This window comes from Pantoea sp. PNA 14-12, from assembly GCF_004364735.1.
Lineage (GTDB): Bacteria > Pseudomonadota > Gammaproteobacteria > Enterobacterales > Enterobacteriaceae > Pantoea > Pantoea stewartii.
Genome location: NZ_SOAJ01000002.1, coordinates 627,974 through 645,465 on the forward strand (window position 1 = coordinate 627,974; position 17,492 = coordinate 645,465).

At 54.5% G+C, this 17,492-nt stretch carries 17 protein-coding genes; 4 read left to right on the top strand and 13 right to left on the bottom strand.

The genetic code is table 11. From position 1 onward, the window contains the following. The first annotated feature begins 61 nt into the window (after positions 1 to 61). Positions 62 to 904 carry a 3-mercaptopyruvate sulfurtransferase gene (sseA, locus tag C7434_RS10480; protein WP_033740896.1) on the top strand — a complete coding sequence of 281 codons (843 nt, stop codon included), beginning with the start codon at positions 62 to 64 and terminating at the stop codon, positions 902 to 904. 35 nt (positions 905 to 939) lie between these two features. On the opposite strand, the gene sseB is transcribed toward sseA, so the two are convergent. The 5 genes from sseB to trmJ all read right to left on the bottom strand — a co-directional run bounded on the left by sseB (position 940) and on the right by trmJ (position 5,797). Beyond that, positions 940 to 1,704, bottom strand: a complete 765-nt coding sequence (gene sseB, locus C7434_RS10485; protein ID WP_172677643.1) for an enhanced serine sensitivity protein SseB — start codon at positions 1,702 to 1,704, stop codon at positions 940 to 942. Between the two features lie 52 nt (positions 1,705 to 1,756). Continuing rightward, on the bottom strand, positions 1,757 to 3,043 hold the full coding sequence (pepB, locus tag C7434_RS10490; protein WP_033740899.1) for an aminopeptidase PepB: 1,287 nt from the start codon (positions 3,041 to 3,043) through the stop codon (positions 1,757 to 1,759). Between the two features lie 123 nt (positions 3,044 to 3,166). Continuing rightward, positions 3,167 to 4,327 carry an IscS subfamily cysteine desulfurase gene (locus C7434_RS10495; protein WP_033740900.1) on the bottom strand — a complete coding sequence of 387 codons (1,161 nt, stop codon included), beginning with the start codon at positions 4,325 to 4,327 and terminating at the stop codon, positions 3,167 to 3,169. An 89-nt stretch (positions 4,328 to 4,416) separates the two neighbouring features. Beyond that, on the bottom strand, positions 4,417 to 4,914 hold the full coding sequence (gene iscR, locus C7434_RS10500; protein WP_006120637.1) for a Fe-S cluster assembly transcriptional regulator IscR: 498 nt from the start codon (positions 4,912 to 4,914) through the stop codon (positions 4,417 to 4,419). Positions 4,915 to 5,047: 133 nt separating this feature from the next. Continuing rightward, positions 5,048 to 5,797, bottom strand: coding sequence for a tRNA (cytosine(32)/uridine(32)-2'-O)-methyltransferase TrmJ (gene trmJ / locus C7434_RS10505; protein WP_033740902.1), 750 nt, complete (start codon positions 5,795 to 5,797; stop codon positions 5,048 to 5,050). A 119-nt stretch (positions 5,798 to 5,916) separates the two neighbouring features. Here trmJ and suhB point away from each other — a divergent pair, with 119 nt between their 5' ends. After that, the gene (gene suhB / locus C7434_RS10510; RefSeq protein WP_006120639.1) at positions 5,917 to 6,720 is read left to right on the top strand and encodes an inositol-1-monophosphatase; all 804 of its coding nucleotides are present in this window, start codon (positions 5,917 to 5,919) and stop codon (positions 6,718 to 6,720) included. A 46-nt stretch (positions 6,721 to 6,766) separates the two neighbouring features. Here the strand turns inward: suhB and C7434_RS10515 are convergent, their stop codons facing one another. The 3 genes from C7434_RS10515 to C7434_RS10525 form a co-directional block, all read right to left on the bottom strand. Further along, a complete protein-coding gene (locus C7434_RS10515) occupies positions 6,767 to 7,780 on the bottom strand; it encodes a hypothetical protein (protein ID WP_033740904.1) in 1,014 nt (337 codons plus the stop codon). Positions 7,781 to 7,970: 190 nt separating this feature from the next. Continuing rightward, positions 7,971 to 8,951: a nickel/cobalt transporter gene (locus C7434_RS10520; protein ID WP_133745435.1), complete on the bottom strand. Its 981-nt coding sequence runs from the start codon at positions 8,949 to 8,951 to the stop codon at positions 7,971 to 7,973. After that, the gene (locus tag C7434_RS10525; RefSeq protein WP_006120642.1) at positions 8,942 to 9,568 is read right to left on the bottom strand and encodes a DUF1007 family protein; all 627 of its coding nucleotides are present in this window, start codon (positions 9,566 to 9,568) and stop codon (positions 8,942 to 8,944) included. The genes C7434_RS10520 and C7434_RS10525 overlap by 10 nt, the downstream gene beginning before the upstream one ends. Positions 9,569 to 9,723: 155 nt before the next feature. Here C7434_RS10525 and csiE point away from each other — a divergent pair, with 155 nt between their 5' ends. Next, entirely contained in the window at positions 9,724 to 10,992 is a 1,269-nt protein-coding gene (gene csiE / locus C7434_RS10530) for a stationary phase inducible protein CsiE (protein WP_133745436.1), read from the top strand. On the opposite strand, the gene C7434_RS10535 is transcribed toward csiE, so the two are convergent. Continuing rightward, positions 10,974 to 12,122 (bottom strand): 3-phenylpropionate MFS transporter, encoded by a 1,149-nt coding sequence (locus C7434_RS10535; protein ID WP_006120644.1) that lies wholly within the window; start codon positions 12,120 to 12,122, stop codon positions 10,974 to 10,976. The two genes, csiE and C7434_RS10535, sit on opposite strands and share 19 nt — an antisense overlap. 127 nt (positions 12,123 to 12,249) lie before the next feature. Then, a complete protein-coding gene (glyA, locus tag C7434_RS10540) occupies positions 12,250 to 13,503 on the bottom strand; it encodes a serine hydroxymethyltransferase (protein ID WP_033740908.1) in 1,254 nt (417 codons plus the stop codon). A gap of 324 nt (positions 13,504 to 13,827) precedes the next feature. On the opposite strand from glyA, the gene hmpA reads away from it, so the two are divergent. Further along, a complete protein-coding gene (gene hmpA, locus C7434_RS10545; RefSeq protein WP_033740910.1) occupies positions 13,828 to 15,012 on the top strand; it encodes an NO-inducible flavohemoprotein in 1,185 nt (394 codons plus the stop codon). A 44-nt stretch (positions 15,013 to 15,056) separates the two neighbouring features. Here hmpA and glnB read toward each other — a convergent pair whose 3' ends face one another. From glnB to qseG, 3 genes are all read right to left on the bottom strand, one after another. Next, the gene (gene glnB, locus C7434_RS10550) at positions 15,057 to 15,395 is read right to left on the bottom strand and encodes a nitrogen regulatory protein P-II (RefSeq protein WP_003848647.1); all 339 of its coding nucleotides are present in this window, start codon (positions 15,393 to 15,395) and stop codon (positions 15,057 to 15,059) included. Positions 15,396 to 15,485: 90 nt separating this feature from the next. Continuing rightward, positions 15,486 to 16,820 carry a two-component system response regulator GlrR gene (glrR, locus tag C7434_RS10555; RefSeq protein WP_006120648.1) on the bottom strand — a complete coding sequence of 445 codons (1,335 nt, stop codon included), beginning with the start codon at positions 16,818 to 16,820 and terminating at the stop codon, positions 15,486 to 15,488. Further along, positions 16,820 to 17,491, bottom strand: coding sequence for a two-component system QseEF-associated lipoprotein QseG (gene qseG, locus C7434_RS10560; protein ID WP_033740913.1), 672 nt, complete (start codon positions 17,489 to 17,491; stop codon positions 16,820 to 16,822). The genes glrR and qseG overlap by 1 nt, the downstream gene beginning before the upstream one ends. Between the last annotated feature and the right edge of the window lies 1 nt (position 17,492).

Genomic DNA, 17,492 nt, shown 5'->3' on the forward strand with positions numbered 1-17,492 from the left:
TCTTGAGATGGTGGGCACATTGCCCGACACTGGCATCACAGATTGCAGAGAAGAGGTTGTTATGACGACGCCACTGTTTGTGTCCGCCGACTGGTTACAAGAACATTTTAATGACGGCACGCTCCAGGTTCTGGATGCGCGTATGCTGCCGCCGGGCATGGAAGCCACGCGCGATATTCAAAAAGAATATCTGGCGGAGCATTTGCCTGGTGCGCCTTTTTTCAATATTGAAACGCTTTCCGATCACACCAGCCCTTATCCCCACATGTTACCCCGGGCCGAAAGCTTCGCGGTGGCGATGCGCGAACTGGGCATCAACAGTGATAAGCATTTGATTGTTTATGATGAAGGCAATCTGTTTTCTGCGCCCCGCGCGTGGTGGATGCTGCGCGCTTTTGGCGTGGCACAGGTCTCCATTCTGGCTGGCGGTCTGCAGGGCTGGAAAACGGCGGGTTATGCGCTGGCTGAGGGCGAGGTCAGTCTGCCGGAAGGTGAGTTTGATGCGCAGTTCGATGAAGGCCTGGTGAAACGCGTGACGGATGTCTTGCTGATTAGCCATGAAGGCGGCGCGCAAATTGTCGATGCGCGCGCGGCGAACCGTTTTAATGCTGAGGTCGATGAACCCCGTCCGGGATTGCACCGTGGGCACATTCCCAACAGCCTTAATTTGCCCTGGAATACCCTGGTCGAGCAGGGCGCACTCAAGCCGGAAGCCGAACTTCGTTCACGCTTTGCGGAAGCCGGTGTGGATATCAGCAAACCCATCGTAGCCAGCTGTGGCTCTGGCGTGACTGCGGTGGTGTTGATTCTGGCGCTGACGGCTCTGGGTGCAAGGGAAGTGACGCTGTATGACGGATCCTGGTCCGAATGGGGCAGCCGGGATGATTTGCCGATTGCGAAGTAACGGTAAACGCGCGGCCGAACAGGCCGCGCAGTGTGTCAGATGATCCGCTGACCACCTTTGAACTCACGCAGGAAACTGCCCCAGCGGCGTTCATAAAAGGGCGTAATGTGCGCGGTAAAGAAGTGACTGATTCCGCGGTCCTCTGCCGTAATCTCACACACATCAATGGGTGCATCATCCAGTAATGTATCGGTGGCTACGCTGCCGGCCGCCTGAATAATTGCCTCAATATCGCTGTCCGCTTCAATACCAATCAACAGATTAGGCACATCATCCGCCTGTTCACGAATGCTGGCAATGAAAGCGCGTTTAACCTGCTTGTATTTGCTGAACAACTGCGTCAGCGAGTCGATCATCTGCGCGGGCGGTTCCGCGATTTCTGACAGCAGCAGTGACTGACCGCCTTCCAGCACCGTTTGCTGCATCAGGGCACTGCCCTCTTCCCCTAGCAGATGACTGATTTCCGCCGCAGAAAACTCTTTGCCCGTGGGCAACTTTGGATTAAGAAACAGCGTTTCGCCACGGGTCATTTCAAACAGCGTACGTACCGGCAGCCGCACATAAGGCTGCTCATCGTTGATCGCCTCGCTCATCGCCTGTTCGGAGGTAAAAAACGGGATCACACTGCTGCCATCTTCTTTTTCCCAGTGCTGCAGGTCGACAGGCGTGCTGGCATCCAACTGCTGCTGGGTGCTTTCCCCCGGCACCCATGCATCCGCCTCCAGCAGTAGCTGAAAAAACTCAGGACGATGGGCAGGCTCCGTGGCGGCCAGCTTCAGCACCTCTTCAAGACGGTTCATCATTCACTTCTACCTTCAAAAAGCGGTGACCAGGTCACCGCGGAGATTGCATTTATTTCAGTAACAGGTTGGCGATAGTGCGCACGCCCAGGCCGGTTGCGCCTGCCGACCATTGATCGACCGCGCTCTTACGGTACGTCGCCGAGCAGTCGATATGTAACCAGCCCTGCTGATAGTGGCTGACGAAATAGGACAGGAACGCCGCCGCGCTGCTGGCACCGGCAGAATGTGCCGGGCTGGCGATGTTATTCAGATCGGCAAAGTTTGACGGCAGATGACTGCGATGGAACTCTGCCAGCGGCAAACGCCAGAACGGTTCGTTTTCACTGACCGCACTGCCCATCACCGACTGCGCCAGCACATCGTCGAAGGTAAACAAGGCGTGATAATCGTTGCCCACCGCCGTTTTCGCGGCACCGGTCAGCGTTGCCGCATCGATCAGCAGCGTCGGATTCTGCTCGCTGGCATCGATCAGACCATCTGCGAGGACCAGACGACCTTCCGCATCGGTGTTCATTACTTCTACCGACTTGCCATTGCGGTAACGAATGATGTCACCCAGCTTAAAGGCGTTGCTGCTGACCATGTTATCCGCGCAGCACAGGTAGAGTTTGACGCGCTTTTTCAGTCCGCGCGCGATGGCCATGGCCAGTGCACCGGTCACCGTCGCGGCACCGCCCATATCTGACTTCATGGAGTCCATGGTGGCACTGGTTTTGAGGCTGTAGCCACCGGTATCGAAGGTAATCCCTTTACCGACCAGGCAGGCGTAAACCGGCGCTTCGCTGTCGCCGGTGGGGTTAAAATCCAGTGCCAGGAAAACCGGCGGACGGTTTGAGCCCCGTCCTACCGTGTGCAGGCCCATATAGCCTTGCTCACGTAAATCATCGCCTTTGGTAATGCGATAGCTGACCGCTTCGCCACCTAACTCGCTCAGTAAATCTACGGCACTGTGTGCCAGCGTCTCTGGCCCTAAATCATCTGCAGGCAGGTTAATCGTATCGCGCACCCAGCCTACGATCTTACGGCGGCGATCAAATTCCGCCTGTTCATGTTCACCCAACTGCGGCCAGTCAACGCTGTTTTTGGCTTTCGGGCTGCGATAGCCCTGCCAGAAGGCCCAGCACTGCTCCAGATGCCAGCCTTCGCCCGTCAGGGCAACATGACGAATGCCCTGACCATCCAGCTTACGCGCGGCACGCTGGATGCTCATCAACGCATCGGCTTCACGCAGGTGCACGGTCATACCGTTTTCATTGCTGCTTAACAGTGCTTTTTCACCCCAGCGCGCATCGGCGGGCTGGTTGCTGAGCGTGATATTCATCGGTTGTGTACTCATTGTAGGGCTCCGTATTTGTTATTCGTTTCATCCAGCCTGTTTTAGCGACGGCTTTTCATACAGATGTTACGCCGCACACCGCAGGCGTTGCCGGTGCGCAGTGGTCAGCCTCTTCAGGCCTGATTATGACTTCATGAGTTCACGCAGGCGCGTCACGGACTTCTGCACCAGCGCAATGGCATAATCGATCTCTTCTTCAGTGGTGAACCGCCCCAGTGAGAAGCGAAGTGAACTGTGGGCCAGTTCTTCGTTCAGACCGAGTGCGCGCAGAACATAGGAAGGTTCCAGACTGGCGGAAGTACAGGCCGATCCGGACGACAGCGCAAGATCTTTCAGCGCCATGATCAACGACTCACCTTCAACATCAGCAAAACTGACGTTAAGTATGTTGGCGCAGCTGTGTTGCAAATCACCATTCACCGTTACGCCGCCTGTCTCACGGATGCCGTGCCACAGTTTGTCACGCAACAGCGACAAGCGAGCCATCTCTTCTTCACGCACCGCTTTGGCAATGCGGTAAGCCTCACCCATGCCGACAATCTGGTGCACCGGTAAGGTGCCCGATCGCATATTGCGCTCGTGACCGCCGCCGTGGATCTGCGCATCAATCTGGATACGCGGCTTACGACGGACATAGAGCGCGCCAATGCCTTTAGGACCATAAACTTTATGACCGGAAAACGACATCAGATCAACAGGCAGTTCAGCGAGATCGATAGCCAGTTTCCCGACGCTTTGCGTCGCATCGACGTGGAACAGGATGCCCCGCTCCCGGCACAGGGCGCCCAGCGCAGCGATATCCTGAATCACACCGATTTCGTTATTCACATGCATGATGGAAACCAGCACCGTGTCGTCACGTAGCGCGGCGCGCAGGTCGTCAGGCGCGATCAGGCCATTCGCTGCTGGCGTCAGCCAGGTGATCTCAAAGCCTTCACGTTCAAGTTGCAGGCAGGTATCAATGACCGCTTTATGTTCGGTTACGCTGGTGACGATGTGTTTACCACGCGACTGGTGGAAATGGGCTGCGCCTTTAATGGCGAGATTGTCGGATTCGGTGGCCCCGGAGGTGAAGACGATTTCACGTGGGTCAGCATTGACCAGCTCCGCGACCTGATTGCGCGCAACGTCCACCGCCTCTTCTGCCTGCCAGCCGAAACGGTGCGAACGGGAGGCCGGGTTACCAAACGTGCCATCCAGCGTCAGGAATTGCATCATTTTGCTGGCCACACGCGGATCGGCCGGCGTCGTGGCGGCATAATCCAGGTAAATCGGTAATTTCATTGCGCTACAGCTCCGTATAAAAAATCATACGTATTTATAGCAGATTCAGCCCCTGCCGCGTTAGCAGTAAGGGCCGGAGAAGCAGAGGATTAGGAGGCGCGGAGGTTAACGTTGATTTCCTGTGCGCGGGCGTGCTGGAAACGACGATTGTCGTTAGCATTCTGGCGGTCGGCCACATCCAGGATTTCCTGATTATTCACCAGCTCAGCCAGCGTAATGTTGTTCAGGAATTCGCTAATACGGACGCTCAGGTCACGCCACAACACATGGGTCAGACAGCGCTCGCCACCCTGACAGCCTTCTTTGCCCTGGCATTTGGTGGCGTCCACAGATTCATCAACCGCAGTGATCACTTCACCCACCGCAATCGCGCTGGCTTCTTTGCCCAGCAGATAACCGCCACCCGGACCACGAACGCTGGATACCAGATTGTGCTTACGTAACCGCGAGAACAGCTGCTCCAGATAAGAGAGCGATATACCCTGGCGTTCAGAGATGTCAGCCAGTGGAACAGGGCCCTGGTGAGAATGCAGGGCAACGTCCAGCATAGCGGTAACAGCGTAACGTCCTTTGGATGTCAGTCTCATAGCATACGACCTCAATAGCGTCCGGTTATCGGAGGATTAGCGAAGATGACGGCAAGTCTGACATTCCCGAGTAATTTGGTCAACTATTTAACCAAGTAATTTACTCAACTATTTAACCTGGCGTTTTACTCAACTATTCAGGGCCGTTTTGTTTCGGTCCTTTACGCTTCTCAAACGAGGCGAGCATCCCGCGCAGAATATTGAGTTCGTCGCGCTCAGGACGGGCACGCGTATACAGACGACGCAGCTTGCTCATTACCTGGCCGGGATTGGCTTCACGGATAAATCCGCTTTCCAGCATCATCTGTTCCATGTGCTGGTAGAAACGCTCCAGGTCGTCGACCAGCGGATAAGGTGATTCCTCGTACTGCGGTTTGGGACTGGCGTTTTCCTGCGCCTGCAACCAGGCCATGCGGACTTCATAGGCAATGATCTGCACCGCCATCGCCAGGTTAAGCGAGCTGTATTCCGGGTTCGCCTGGATGGCCACATGATAATGGCACTTTTGCAATTCATCGTTAGTCAGCCCGACACGCTCACGACCAAATACCAGGGCGACGGGGGCCTGCCGGGCCTCTTCAATACTTTTCAGGCCACATTCACGTGAATCCAGCATCGGCCACGGCAGCGAGCGGGAACGTGCACTGGTGCCGACCACCAGACTGCATCCGGCAATCGCGTCATCCAGTGAGTCGACAATTTTCGCCTCGCCAATCACGTCACTGGCCCCGGCAGCCAGCGAGATAGCCTGTGAATCCGGCTTCACTAGCGGATTGACCAAATAGAGATTAGTTAAGCCCATAGTTTTCATCGCGCGCGCGACGGAGCCCATGTTGCCGGTGTGAGAAGTTTCTACCAGTACGATACGAATATTTTGCAGCATAATTGGGATCGGTCAGAAAATGATGACGCGTACTCTAACATAAAGCAGGACATTTACCGAACACCCTGCTATACTCCGCGCCGTTTTCCCCGTTCTTTAACATCCAGCGAGAGATACCGATGCATCCAATGCTCAACATTGCCGTGCGCGCAGCGCGCAAGGCCGGAAATTTAATTGCCAAGAATTATGAAACCCCGGACGCCGTCGAAGCCAGCCAGAAAGGCAGTAACGACTTCGTAACCAATGTTGACCGCGACGCAGAACGCCTGATTATCGAAGTGATTCGTAAATCCTACCCGAAGCACACCATTATTACTGAAGAGAGTGGTGAACTTGAAGGTGAAGATCAGGACATTCAATGGGTAATCGATCCGCTGGATGGCACGACCAACTTTATCAAACGCCTGCCCCACTTCTCTGTTTCTATCGCCGTACGCATTAAAGGCCGTACTGAAGTGGCGGTGGTATATGATCCTATGCGTAATGAACTGTTCAGTGCCGTACGTGGCCAGGGCGCGCAGCTTAACGGCTACCGTCTGCGCGGCAGCATCGCTCGCGATCTGGATGGCACCATTCTGGCGACCGGTTTCCCGTTCAAGCTGAAACAGCACGCGCCGGCTTACATGAACATCATGACCAAACTGTTCACACAGTGTGCGGACTTCCGTCGTACCGGCTCTGCCGCACTGGACCTGGCCTATGTTGCCGCAGGTCGTGTGGATGGCTATTTTGAAATCGGTCTGAAACCGTGGGATTTTGCCGCGGGTGAACTGCTGGTACGTGAAGCGGGCGGACTGGTTACTGACTTCACCGGCAATCATGGTTACCTGCATTCAGGTAACATTGTGGCCGGTAATCCTCGTGTGGTTAAAGCGCTGCTGTCGTCCATGCGCGATGAACTGAGCGAAGCGCTGAAGCGCTAAAGAAAAAGGCGGCACATTCTGTGCCGCCTTTTTTAACGCCTTTCGGTTAGCGACGTTCGTTCGCCAACACCTGACGTGGCTGAGTACGACGTCCCACCATGCCCATCACGCCTGCCAGGACTGCTTCAATAATCAGGATAAAGAAGGCGTACCAGCTGGCTTTCGCTGTCGCTTTAGCCGCCTGCTCACCGGCTTCACGGGCTTTCTGCTCAGCCTGCTGTTTCAGCTCCTGATATTTCTGCATAGCCTGCTGATAGCTCTGCTCTGCCTGATTAACGATCTGCTCTGCTTCCTGATCGCTTTTGCCGGTGCGCGCTTTAATAATATTTTTCAACGCCTCACGATCGGCTGCCTGTAATGTATCAGCATGACGATCAATAACGCCTTTAAACCAGTTAGCTAAATCCGTGTCTGCGGTTTGCGGATGATTAGCGGTGTTATTTGCCTGGTTCTCTGCATTCTGCGCTTCATTATTCGCATCCTGCTTCAGTTTTTCAGGTTGTAATTCAGGCTTGCCTGTTTGACGCAGCGTCGTTTCCAGCTCACGCTGCATGTCATTTAAATTAATATTGTTTTCCTGCAGCTTGTCTTTTGCCATTTGGGTAACAGATGGCGCAGCGGCTGAAATACCCTGACCGACAGCCTGGAAGCCCGTGCCCAGAATGTTCATCGCACCGCCTAATACGCTACTGGCAAGACTGATGGCTAAATAAATCGTTATCACCGTGCTGATGCCAAACATCAGTAACCCATGCAGCGCGCCTTCGCGCTGTGCCAGACGTCCGGCAACATAGGCGCCCGCGACGATGGCGAGAAGCATTTCAATCGCCGTCCACACCAGCGCACCGGTGCCCAGATGTTTAAACGGATTGCCTTCCTGCAGGGGATCAATAGTCGTCGCGCCGATAGCTGTTCCCAGCAGAGTTAATAATATGTGAATTATCAGTGCGCAAATAACACCGGCAAAAACGGCACTCCATGAAATACGTTTTAGGGGCAAACCCGCTGTTCCAGTTACCAGCGGATCGGTGTAGCCATTATTAATACGGGTATCAGCCATGAGATATTTTCCTCGCAAAGCACGGAATCGTTCCGTTTTTATTCATCCCATTATTGGGAGGTGATTTAACTATTAACAGCGTAGACAGTGAAAACAAATTTCACCACTAAACAGTCAGCAGAAAAATAAAAAATAGTGAGGAATATATTGCAGAATGAGCAGCGAAAAACGCTTTTCGCTGCTATAGAAATCAGAAAGGCCGGATGCCGCCCGCCAACCCCGGCTGAGCAGATTGCCATAACGCACAGCCCGCAACGATTAACATGACGCTTCCCAGCAAAGCCAACAGAGGCAACAGACTGCGTGCGCGATCGCTTATGTGGCTGTTTGCACTCAGCCGTTGCGCCAGCGAACGCGATCGCTGCACCAGCAGACCAATCGCCGAAATGGTCAGGGCCGTTCCCATCGCCATCACCGCCGCCGAGAGGACGCCCCAGAGGTAAACGCCAATCACCTTAGCAAACAGCAGCATCATGATGGCTCCTGAACAGGGCCGCAGCCCCATCGACAGAACCACCAGTAACTGGGTTTTCACGTTAACGGCACCGGCTACCTGCTGTGCACTGGGCAGATGAGCATGACCGCAGCCGCACTGATCATCATGATGATGGTGTGGATGCAGAGCACGAATGTTCATCACCGGTTTCGGTCGGAACAGTCGCCACAGAGAGTTGACCGCCCGATAACCTGTCCAGATTCCCAGGGCAATCACCAGAAGATAACTGCCCTTCTCCAGCCAGAAACTGCTCAGATGCAACTGGCGTGATGAGGTGTGCAATACCACCAGCATCAGGGTTACCAGAACAATCGCGACTGAACCCTGTAACAGCGATGCCAGCAGCGTCAGCTTCATGCTGGTTTTCAGTTTTGCCGGATGAGTGGCCAGGAAAGAGGTGATAACAACCTTACCGTGCCCAGGTCCTAACGCATGCAGGATGCCGTACACCAGACTAAACGCCAGTAATGACAGGCCAGCCCGGTGCGGATGTTCGGCGACCTGTTGCAGGAGCTGCGTCATCTCGCGATTGATAATTTTTTGCCAGAGCACACTTTGCAGCAGAATTTGCGGCCAGTACAGCCAGATCGCGCTGACCGCCGTCACCAGCCCGACCATGAATACTGCCAGTGGCCACAGCCGTTTTTTGGGCCGCGCTATGGTCGTCAGTGACATGTCAGAATCACCGTTTGCGCGAACTGCCTGCCCAGATCCATCTCTTCGGGTGGCGCATCGGCCTTGTCGAGCGATAAGGCATACTGCTTCAACGAGTCATTCGGCTTTGGCGTATGCAAGGTGAAGGCGCAGCGTGACTGCAACGCTGGCGGCACGGTTAAGGCGTCAGGCTTGTCATAGAACATGTCGACGAAATACGTGGGATCGAAGGTGAGAATCTCAAAGCGCTGACCGGTTAATGTGGGTGGCTCGGCCAGCGGCAACACAAACTCCAGCACCGCTTTGTTGCCACTGCGTGACAGATTGTATTCTTTTGGTAGATTCAAGAACTTCACCCGCTGCTTGTTATGCCAGATTTCAGAAAAATAATGTTGTCCCAGCACATTCGCCATCACGCCGGCTGCCAGTTTTTTCCAGACCACGGTGCCCGGTTTCGCATCGCTCGCGTCGTAAAGAAGATCGGCGGAGGTAATTTCATCCATGGTCCAGATCATTTTCAGGCCCGTAAACCGATCGCCGTCAGCAACCAGTTCCGTTTTCATATCAATAAAGCTGTGAGGATGTGCCAGTGCTGACGAACTTATCAGGGTTAGCAGTGCGAAAAACATGCGTTTCATAATGTTATAAAGTAACGTTCCTGATAAAAAGGTTTCATAAGTAACAAAATTTTGTGACCCGCCTTAAACCTCTGAACAAAAAACCGGGTAAACCCTTCACCGGTCAGGGCAGTTGACTATTCTTAGCTAAAAATAGCCAGCGGGAATATTGATTGATGAGTTCTGCTACATCTTCAGCACCACTCTTCACCGTTTCTCAGCGTCGCTGCCACCTGTTGTTATTGCTGTTTCTGCCCACTCCCGTGCTGACGCTCACGCGGTTAAGCCTGCTTAACGACGTGGATGCTGCCACCGCCAGGCAAGATATTGCCGCCGTGGGTGATGAGATACAGCGCTATCATCAACTGGAACTTCACCAAATGGTGGATGGCAGCTTGCGCATTCATGGTACAGAGCTGGACAGACGAATTTGTCTTATACATAACCTGCGGCGCAGTTTGCGTCTGTCGCAGACGTTTGTCTGTGAGCATTTTGCGACACCGCTTCGCCAGCGCCTTAAGCAAATGAAAATTGAGAAGGCGCTCTACGATGAAACCAATCTACAGGCACTCATCCAGCACTGCAGCCTGTGCCTTGATCGCCCTTTCAGTACACGCGATCAACTCTTTTTACAAATATTTATGAAATACGGCCTGTGCCAGCGCCAGCCTGCCCTCTTTACTGCACAACAGCAGGCCTGGCTGGCGATGAAGGCGGAGCGCCGCGCGGCCACTGATGTCATTCGTCACTGGAAAAAACGGTGCCATCTCGCACCGGATGCGAGTGAAACCGACTTCTGGACATTACTGTTCAGCCTCATCCACGCGCCGCATCCGGACGGCATCCGTCACGCCAGTGAACAGCGGCTCATGCGCGCCACGCATCAACTGATTGATGACTTCGAGGCTTCGTCAGGCACCCCTTTTCCTGAACGTGCCGAACTCCAGCAGCAACTGTATACGCACCTGGCGCAGGCGCTGGATCGCACTTACTTTACTATTGGCATTGATGACAGTGTGGCACAAGACGTAACCAGGCTTTATCCGCGCCTGCTGCGAACCACTCAGCAGGCGCTGGTGGCGTTTGAGCAGGAATACGCGATTTGTTTTAAACCGGAAGAAGTCAGTCTGATAACCATTATTTTTGGTGCCTGGCTGATGCAGAGCAGCGCCCTTCAGGAAAAACAGGTGCTGCTCCTGACCGGTGACGATCCGGCGCTGGAACAGGACGTTGAGCAGCAGATCCGGGAAATCACCTTATTACCCGTTAATATCACCTATCAGCATGTGGATGACTTTCAGCGCGACGGCGCGCCGCGCGAAGTTGATTTGATTATCTCGCCTTATGTCACCTCCCTGCCGCTGTTTTCGCCCCCGCTGATCCATGCAGAATTGCCGTTGACCGAATATCATCAGCAACGCATTCGTTATTTGCTGGAGTCCTGACGCGGGCGCAGAAACAGCGCAGGCAGCGCCACCAGCGCCATCACCCAAAACAGCTGTCCATGAAGATGGGTAAACAGCACGCCACAAATCATCGTCATCACGGCGATACCGCCGCCCATCGCCAGCGCCGAATAGAGCGACTGCAACCGAATCACCTCCGCACCCTGCCGTGAAGCAATGAAACGCATGGCTGCCAGATGGCAGACCGTAAACGTACCGCAGTGGAGAATTTGCGCCACAATCAACACCGGCAGTGCCGTGCTGGCCCCCAGCAGGCTCCAGCGAATTAACGCGCAAACGCCGGACAGCAGCAGTAAATCGCGCGCCTGCCAGCGGTGAAACAGACGGTGACTCAGCGCAAAGATCACAATTTCTGCCACCACGCCAAGCGACCACAGATAACCGATGCGCGAGGCGGAATAGCCACTTTCCTGCCACCAGATCGCGCTGAAGCCGTAATAGGCCGCATGCGCTCCCTGCAGCAGGGTGACGCACACCATGAAACGCCAGACCGCGTTTTCCCGTATCAGATCGCGCCAGGCCTGCCAGCCACCGCTGACGTTGCTCTTGCGTTCGCTGCCCTGAGGGTGTGTTTGCGGCGTCAGCAACATACCCGCCAGCATACTTATGACGCCCGCTGACAGTAGCATTAAAATCGCCTGGGATGAAAAAGCCGTCACCAGCATACCGGTCAACGACGAACTGATGACGAAGGCCAGAGAACCCCAGAGGCGCACCGGCCCGTAGGCCAGACCAATTTGTTGCGTCCAGGTCGCCGCCAGCGCATCACTTAAAGGCACCAGCGGGGAGAAAAACAGATTAAAGCCGGTCATCACTAACAGCAGCCACAACCACTGTTGTCCAGTCCAGTATCCCACGGCAAAAAGACAGGTCAGCAGCGCCAGCAGCCGCAACGCCGTAATCAGTTGAGAAGGATGTTTAACCTGCGAGGCGATGAACAAACTGCCTACAAAACGCGCCACCATGCCGCAGCCAAGCAGCAGGCCAATTTGTTCGGGGTTCAGTCCCACGCCTTTTAGCCAGACGCCCCAGAAAGGCAGGTAAATACCGTAACAAAAAAAGTAGGTGAAATAGCTTAATCCAAGCCATCTGGCGGAGCCGATTGCCATGTTCCCTCCAGCAATAGTGTGACCGGTCGTGTTAAGAGGTCGATACTTTGTCAGAGCCACGTGAGACGGGCAATAAAAAAGGATGGCCGGGGCCATCCTTTTTCCACCGTTGACTCACCTGACGGGATCAGGCGTAAACCGGCAGGCGCGCACAGATATCCAGCACTTTTTGCTTCGTGCGTTCAATCGTGGCTTCGTCGTTCACATCGTCCAGCACGTCAGCAATCCAGCCGGCCAGTTCACGCACGTCCGCTTCTTTAAAGCCACGACGTGTGACCGCTGGGGTACCGATACGTACACCGGAGGTGACAAACGGGCTTTTCGGATCGTTCGGCACGCTGTTTTTGTTCACGGTGATATTGGCACGGCCCAGTGCCGCATCCGCTTCTTTACCGGTCAGGTTTTTGCTCACCAGATCAATCAGGAACAGGTGGTTGTAAGTGCCGCCTGACACGATGTTATAACCGCGTTCCAGTAAGACCTCGACCATCGCTTTCGCGTTTTTTGCCACCTGCTGCTGGTAGGTTTTGAACTCGGGTTCCATCGCTTCTTTGAACGCCACGGCTTTACCCGCAATGACGTGCATCAGCGGGCCGCCCTGGCCGCCAGGGAAAACCGCAGAGTTAAGCTTTTTGTACAGTTCTTCGTCGCCACCTTTCGCCAGAATGATGCCGCCACGCGGACCGGCCAGCGTTTTGTGGGTTGTAGAAGTCACAACGTGCGCGTGCGGTAAAGGGTTCGGGTAAACGTCAGCCGCAATCAGACCCGCAACGTGCGCCATATCCACAAACAACCAGGCACCAACGCTGTCTGCGATTTCGCGCATTTTGGCCCAGTCGCAAATACCCGAATACGCAGAGAAACCGCCAATGATCATCTTAGGCTGGTGCGTTTTTGCCAGCTCAGCCAGTTCGTTGTAGTCAATTTTACCGGTTTCATCGATACCGTAAGGCACGACATTGTAGAGTTTGCCCGACAGGTTAACAGGCGAACCGTGCGTCAGATGACCACCGTGCGCGAGGTTCATACCCAGAATGGTATCGCCTGGCTGCAGCAGGGCGGTAAACACAGCAAAGTTAGCCTGTGAACCTGAGTGCGGCTGTACGTTGGCATAATCTGCACCAAACAGCGCTTTCGCACGATCGATAGCCAGCTGCTCAACAATATCTACATACTCGCAGCCGCCGTAATAACGTTTGCCAGGATAGCCTTCAGCATATTTGTTGGTGAGCTGTGAACCTTGCGCCTGCATTACACGCGGGCTGGTGTAGTTTTCAGAAGCAATCAGTTCAATGTGCTCTTCCTGACGCACTTTCTCTTGCTCCATCGCCTGCCACAACTCGGCATCATAATCGGCAATGTTCATTTCACGCTTTAACATCCGCATCTCCTGACTGGCTATCTTTAAATCGGCAAATTACGCCTCCAAAGGGCGAAGGCAGACAGTGTAAACCCTTTTACCAGGGGACGGTAGGGCCAATCCCCTCTTTTTACGCAAACGTTTGGCTTCGCATTGGCGATGTGTTTTTGGCTCGCTTTGCAAGCGGTTTTCCGCTGTTTTTCCCCGCACCCTGTAACGGAAATTTTCCATTTCTCCGTCTGAAAATTTGCCGCTCAGTCTTCCTGTAAACCACAACGCTATTTACAGAACAAAACGCCCGGCCATAAGATGCATTTAAAATGCAACTTTAAGTGAGGTATTCCCATGCTTGATGCCAAGACGATTCACATTGTGAAATCCACCCTTCCCGCGATTGCCGCATGCGGCCCCGATCTGACGGCCCATTTTTACAGTCAGATGCTCTCTCATCATCCAGAGTTAAAGCATGTCTTTAACAGGGCCAACCAGCGCAATGGCGCACAGCGTGAAGCGCTGTTTAATGCGATTTGCGCCTACGGGGCCAATCTGGACAATCTGACGGCGCTACGGCCAGCCGTCGAAAAAATTGCCCAAAAGCACGCCAGCCTGACTATCCAGCCTGAGCAATATAAAATTGTGGGTGAGTATTTACTCGCCTCTATCGACGCCATGCTGAATCCTGGCGAAGCGGTGCTCGCCGCCTGGAGACGCGCCTACACAGTGCTGGCCGATATCTTTATCCAGCGTGAAGAAGCCCTTTATCAGGCATCGGCACACCAGCAAGGCAGCTGGCGCGGCACGAGAGCCTTCTTCATCAGCGCGATTGAGCAACAAAGTGACGTGATCAAAAGCGTTACCCTCGCTCCTGTTGATGGTAAACCCATTGCGTCCTTCAGGCCGGGGCAGTATGTGGCACTGCATCTGCAGCCAGCGGGCTTCCGTTATCAGCAAATTCGTCAGTACTCACTCACCACCGTCAGCAATGCGCAGACCTACCGAATTGCGGTAAAACAGGAAGCCGGGGGAAGAGTCTCAGGCTGGCTGCATCAACAGGCCAAAGCAGGCGATGAGATTCAGCTGACGCCTCCACACGGAGATTTTTTTCTCCAGGCAAGTCCGACGACGCCGGTCACGTTGATTTCAGCGGGCGTAGGGCAAACGCCTATGCTGGCCATGCTGCATGCGCTGGCTGCCCGGCAGCACCCGGCAGCGGTCAACTGGTTACATGCCGCTGAAAACGGCCAGCAGCATGCCTTTGCAGATGAAGTGCGCGCGGCCGGTGCCCTGTTGCCTGATTTTGCCCAACATATCTGGTATCGCGAGCCAAATCAGGGTGATGCAGGTCGTTATGATGCGCAAGGCCTTATGGATCTGGCGAGCGTTTCACCACGTCTGCAGGAGGTGAATACCCACTTCTATCTTTGTGGGCCGCTGGGCTTTATGCAGTTCGTCGTTCAGCAGCTGCTGGCGGTCGGCGTGACGGCGGACAGGATTCACTATGAGGTGTTTGGTCCGCATAAAGTGATGTAATAATAAAAAAGCCCGCGACAGGCGGGCTTTCGACAAGGACACGATTAAATCGCTTCCTCGTCTTCTTCACCGGTACGGATACGCACTACGCGAGCGACATCGAAAACAAAGATCTTGCCGTCGCCAATTTTGCCGGTTTGCGCGGTGCGCATGATGGTTTCGACGCAGGTGTCCACGATATCATCGCCTACCACCATTTCAATTTTTACCTTCGGCAGAAAGTCCACCATATACTCTGCCCCACGGTAGAGTTCCGTGTGCCCTTTCTGACGGCCAAAGCCTTTCACTTCGCTTACGGTCATCCCGGTGATGCCGACTTCAGCAAGCGCTTCGCGCACATCATCAAGTTTGAATGGTTTAATTATTGCATCGATCTTTTTCATGTCAGACCCTTTCCTCGCGCCCTCCGTGGTCAGAGGGATTTTTTAAGTATAAATGTCGCTGGCCATGCTGCAGGCTGGTGCGGCAGAAAATTACTCTTTAAAGTCACTGGCGTCCAGTTCGTGACGTGACAGCAGCTTATAGAATTCAGTACGGTTACGTCCAGCCAGACGCGCCGCGTTGGTCACATTTCCTTTGGTCATCTGCAACAGCTTGCGCAGGTAATTGAGTTCAAACTGATTACGCGCCTCGACAAAGGTTGGTAATGCGCTGTTTTCGCCGCTCAGTGCCTGCTCTACCAGCGCATCGCTGATCACCGGCGAGGAACTGAGCGCCACGCACTGTTCAATCACATTCACTAACTGACGCACGTTACCAGGCCAGCTGGCGGAGATCAGGCGCTTCATCGCATCCACCGAAAAACTGCGCACCTGCGGTTTGTGACGGTCCGCGGCCTGGCGTAGCAGATGATTAGCCAGCAGCGGAATATCCTCGGTACGTTGATGCAGCGCCGGTATTTTCAGGTTAACGACGTTCAGGCGATAAAAGAGATCTTCACGGAATTCGTTTTTCTCCATCGCTTTCGGTAAATCCCGGTGCGTGGCGGAGATAATCCGCACATTGATATCAATATCGTTGTTGCTGCCAAGCGGCCGGACTTTACGCTCCTGTATGACCCGCAGCAGCTTCACCTGCAGCGCGGGCGGCATATCGCCGATTTCGTCCAGAAACAGCGTCCCGCCTTCGGCCGCTTTAAACAGGCCGTCGCGCGCGCTGACCGCACCGGTAAAGGCACCTTTCGCGTGACCAAATAACTCCGATTCCAGCAACTGCTCGGGCAAGGCACCACAGTTGATCGCGATGAACGGCTTGTCGGCGCGCGGACTGGCCGCATGGATAGCCTGCGCCAGCACCTCTTTACCCGTCCCGCTTTGCCCGTTGATCAGCACGCTGACATCCGACTGGGCAACCATGTGCGCCTGTTCAAGTAAGCGCAGCATCTGAGGATTGCGTGTTACGATGGCTTCCCGCCAGCGGTCGTCGCTGACCGGGACGCGCTGCGCGAGTGCTTCATCGATTGCCTTATAAAGCGCATCGCGATCGACCGGTTTGGTTAAAAAGCTAAATACGCCCTGCTGGGTTGCCGCGACGGCCTCTGGAATCGAACCGTGTGCGGTTAAAATGATGACCGGCAAGCCCATATGGCGTTTCTGGATTTCGCCAAAAAGCGCCAGGCCGTCCATCTCATCCATGCGCAAATCGCTTATCACCAGATCGATTTTCTCTTTCTGCAACAGCCGAAGCGCGTCAGGCCCACTGGCTGCGGTGGTCACCTGATAGCCTTCGCTGCTCAGCCGCATCCCTAACAGTTTCAGCAGGCTGGGATCATCATCCACCAGCAGCAGATGTGCCGCATGTTTTATCATTACTGCTCTTCCTCTTGTGGCAACGCCGTTCCATGACTGCCTTCTGGCATCTCTGAGGTTTTGCGCGACGAAAGCTGGCGTTCGATATCGGTTAACCGCTCCAGCTTGCTTTGCGTATCGCTTAACTGCTGCCGTAATTTTATCTGCTGCTGACGCAGCGCATCCGTCTGCGCATCGCTGCTCTGCTGCAGATGGACGTACCGCGAACGTAGCGCACTTAAATCCAGCTGTGCCGCCTGGTTACTGCGCCAGAGCTGGATGAGTGCCCGCAGGTTTTGCGGGAACTGCTCACTGTAGCTGTCCAGCTCGGTGATATAGTCGCGCCGTTCCAGTGGCGTTACGTTGCCATTTGCCATGAGTACGCCCTGTTTAAAGGCTCGCGACCAGCTGTCTACTGGCCAGCGGTGCGCCTCGGCGCGGGCTTCCGCGGGCGAAAGTCGTTCGGCGCAGTCAATACTGCGCATCCAGTAAAGGGGATTGGCAAGCGCGGCAGTGTTTTCAATATGCCAGATATCGCTACAGCGGGTTGTCAGATAATCCACCAGGCGCGTTTCAGGCACCGCGACAGAGTTTGGTGCGGGCTGGGATGCCGAGGTCGCCGGTGAGGAGGCACAGCCGCTGAGCATCAGGGTGCTCAGTGCGCTTATAAGAATCGCGGCAAAAAATTTCATA

Coding starts and splice junctions, on each gene's coding strand:
- sseA (WP_033740896.1), top strand. CDS start 62: ATGACGACGCCACTGTTTGTGTCCGCCGACTGGTTACAAGAACATTTT.
- sseB (WP_172677643.1), bottom strand. CDS start 1,704: ATGAACCGTCTTGAAGAGGTGCTGAAGCTGGCCGCCACGGAGCCTGCC.
- pepB (WP_033740899.1), bottom strand. CDS start 3,043: ATGAGTACACAACCGATGAATATCACGCTCAGCAACCAGCCCGCCGAT.
- C7434_RS10495 (WP_033740900.1), bottom strand. CDS start 4,327: ATGAAATTACCGATTTACCTGGATTATGCCGCCACGACGCCGGCCGAT.
- iscR (WP_006120637.1), bottom strand. CDS start 4,914: ATGAGACTGACATCCAAAGGACGTTACGCTGTTACCGCTATGCTGGAC.
- trmJ (WP_033740902.1), bottom strand. CDS start 5,797: ATGCTGCAAAATATTCGTATCGTACTGGTAGAAACTTCTCACACCGGC.
- suhB (WP_006120639.1), top strand. CDS start 5,917: ATGCATCCAATGCTCAACATTGCCGTGCGCGCAGCGCGCAAGGCCGGA.
- C7434_RS10515 (WP_033740904.1), bottom strand. CDS start 7,780: ATGGCTGATACCCGTATTAATAATGGCTACACCGATCCGCTGGTAACT.
- C7434_RS10520 (WP_133745435.1), bottom strand. CDS start 8,951: ATGTCACTGACGACCATAGCGCGGCCCAAAAAACGGCTGTGGCCACTG.
- C7434_RS10525 (WP_006120642.1), bottom strand. CDS start 9,568: ATGAAACGCATGTTTTTCGCACTGCTAACCCTGATAAGTTCGTCAGCA.
- csiE (WP_133745436.1), top strand. CDS start 9,724: ATGAGTTCTGCTACATCTTCAGCACCACTCTTCACCGTTTCTCAGCGT.
- C7434_RS10535 (WP_006120644.1), bottom strand. CDS start 12,122: ATGGCAATCGGCTCCGCCAGATGGCTTGGATTAAGCTATTTCACCTAC.
- glyA (WP_033740908.1), bottom strand. CDS start 13,503: ATGTTAAAGCGTGAAATGAACATTGCCGATTATGATGCCGAGTTGTGG.
- hmpA (WP_033740910.1), top strand. CDS start 13,828: ATGCTTGATGCCAAGACGATTCACATTGTGAAATCCACCCTTCCCGCG.
- glnB (WP_003848647.1), bottom strand. CDS start 15,395: ATGAAAAAGATCGATGCAATAATTAAACCATTCAAACTTGATGATGTG.
- glrR (WP_006120648.1), bottom strand. CDS start 16,820: ATGATAAAACATGCGGCACATCTGCTGCTGGTGGATGATGATCCCAGC.
- qseG (WP_033740913.1), bottom strand. CDS start 17,491: ATGAAATTTTTTGCCGCGATTCTTATAAGCGCACTGAGCACCCTGATG.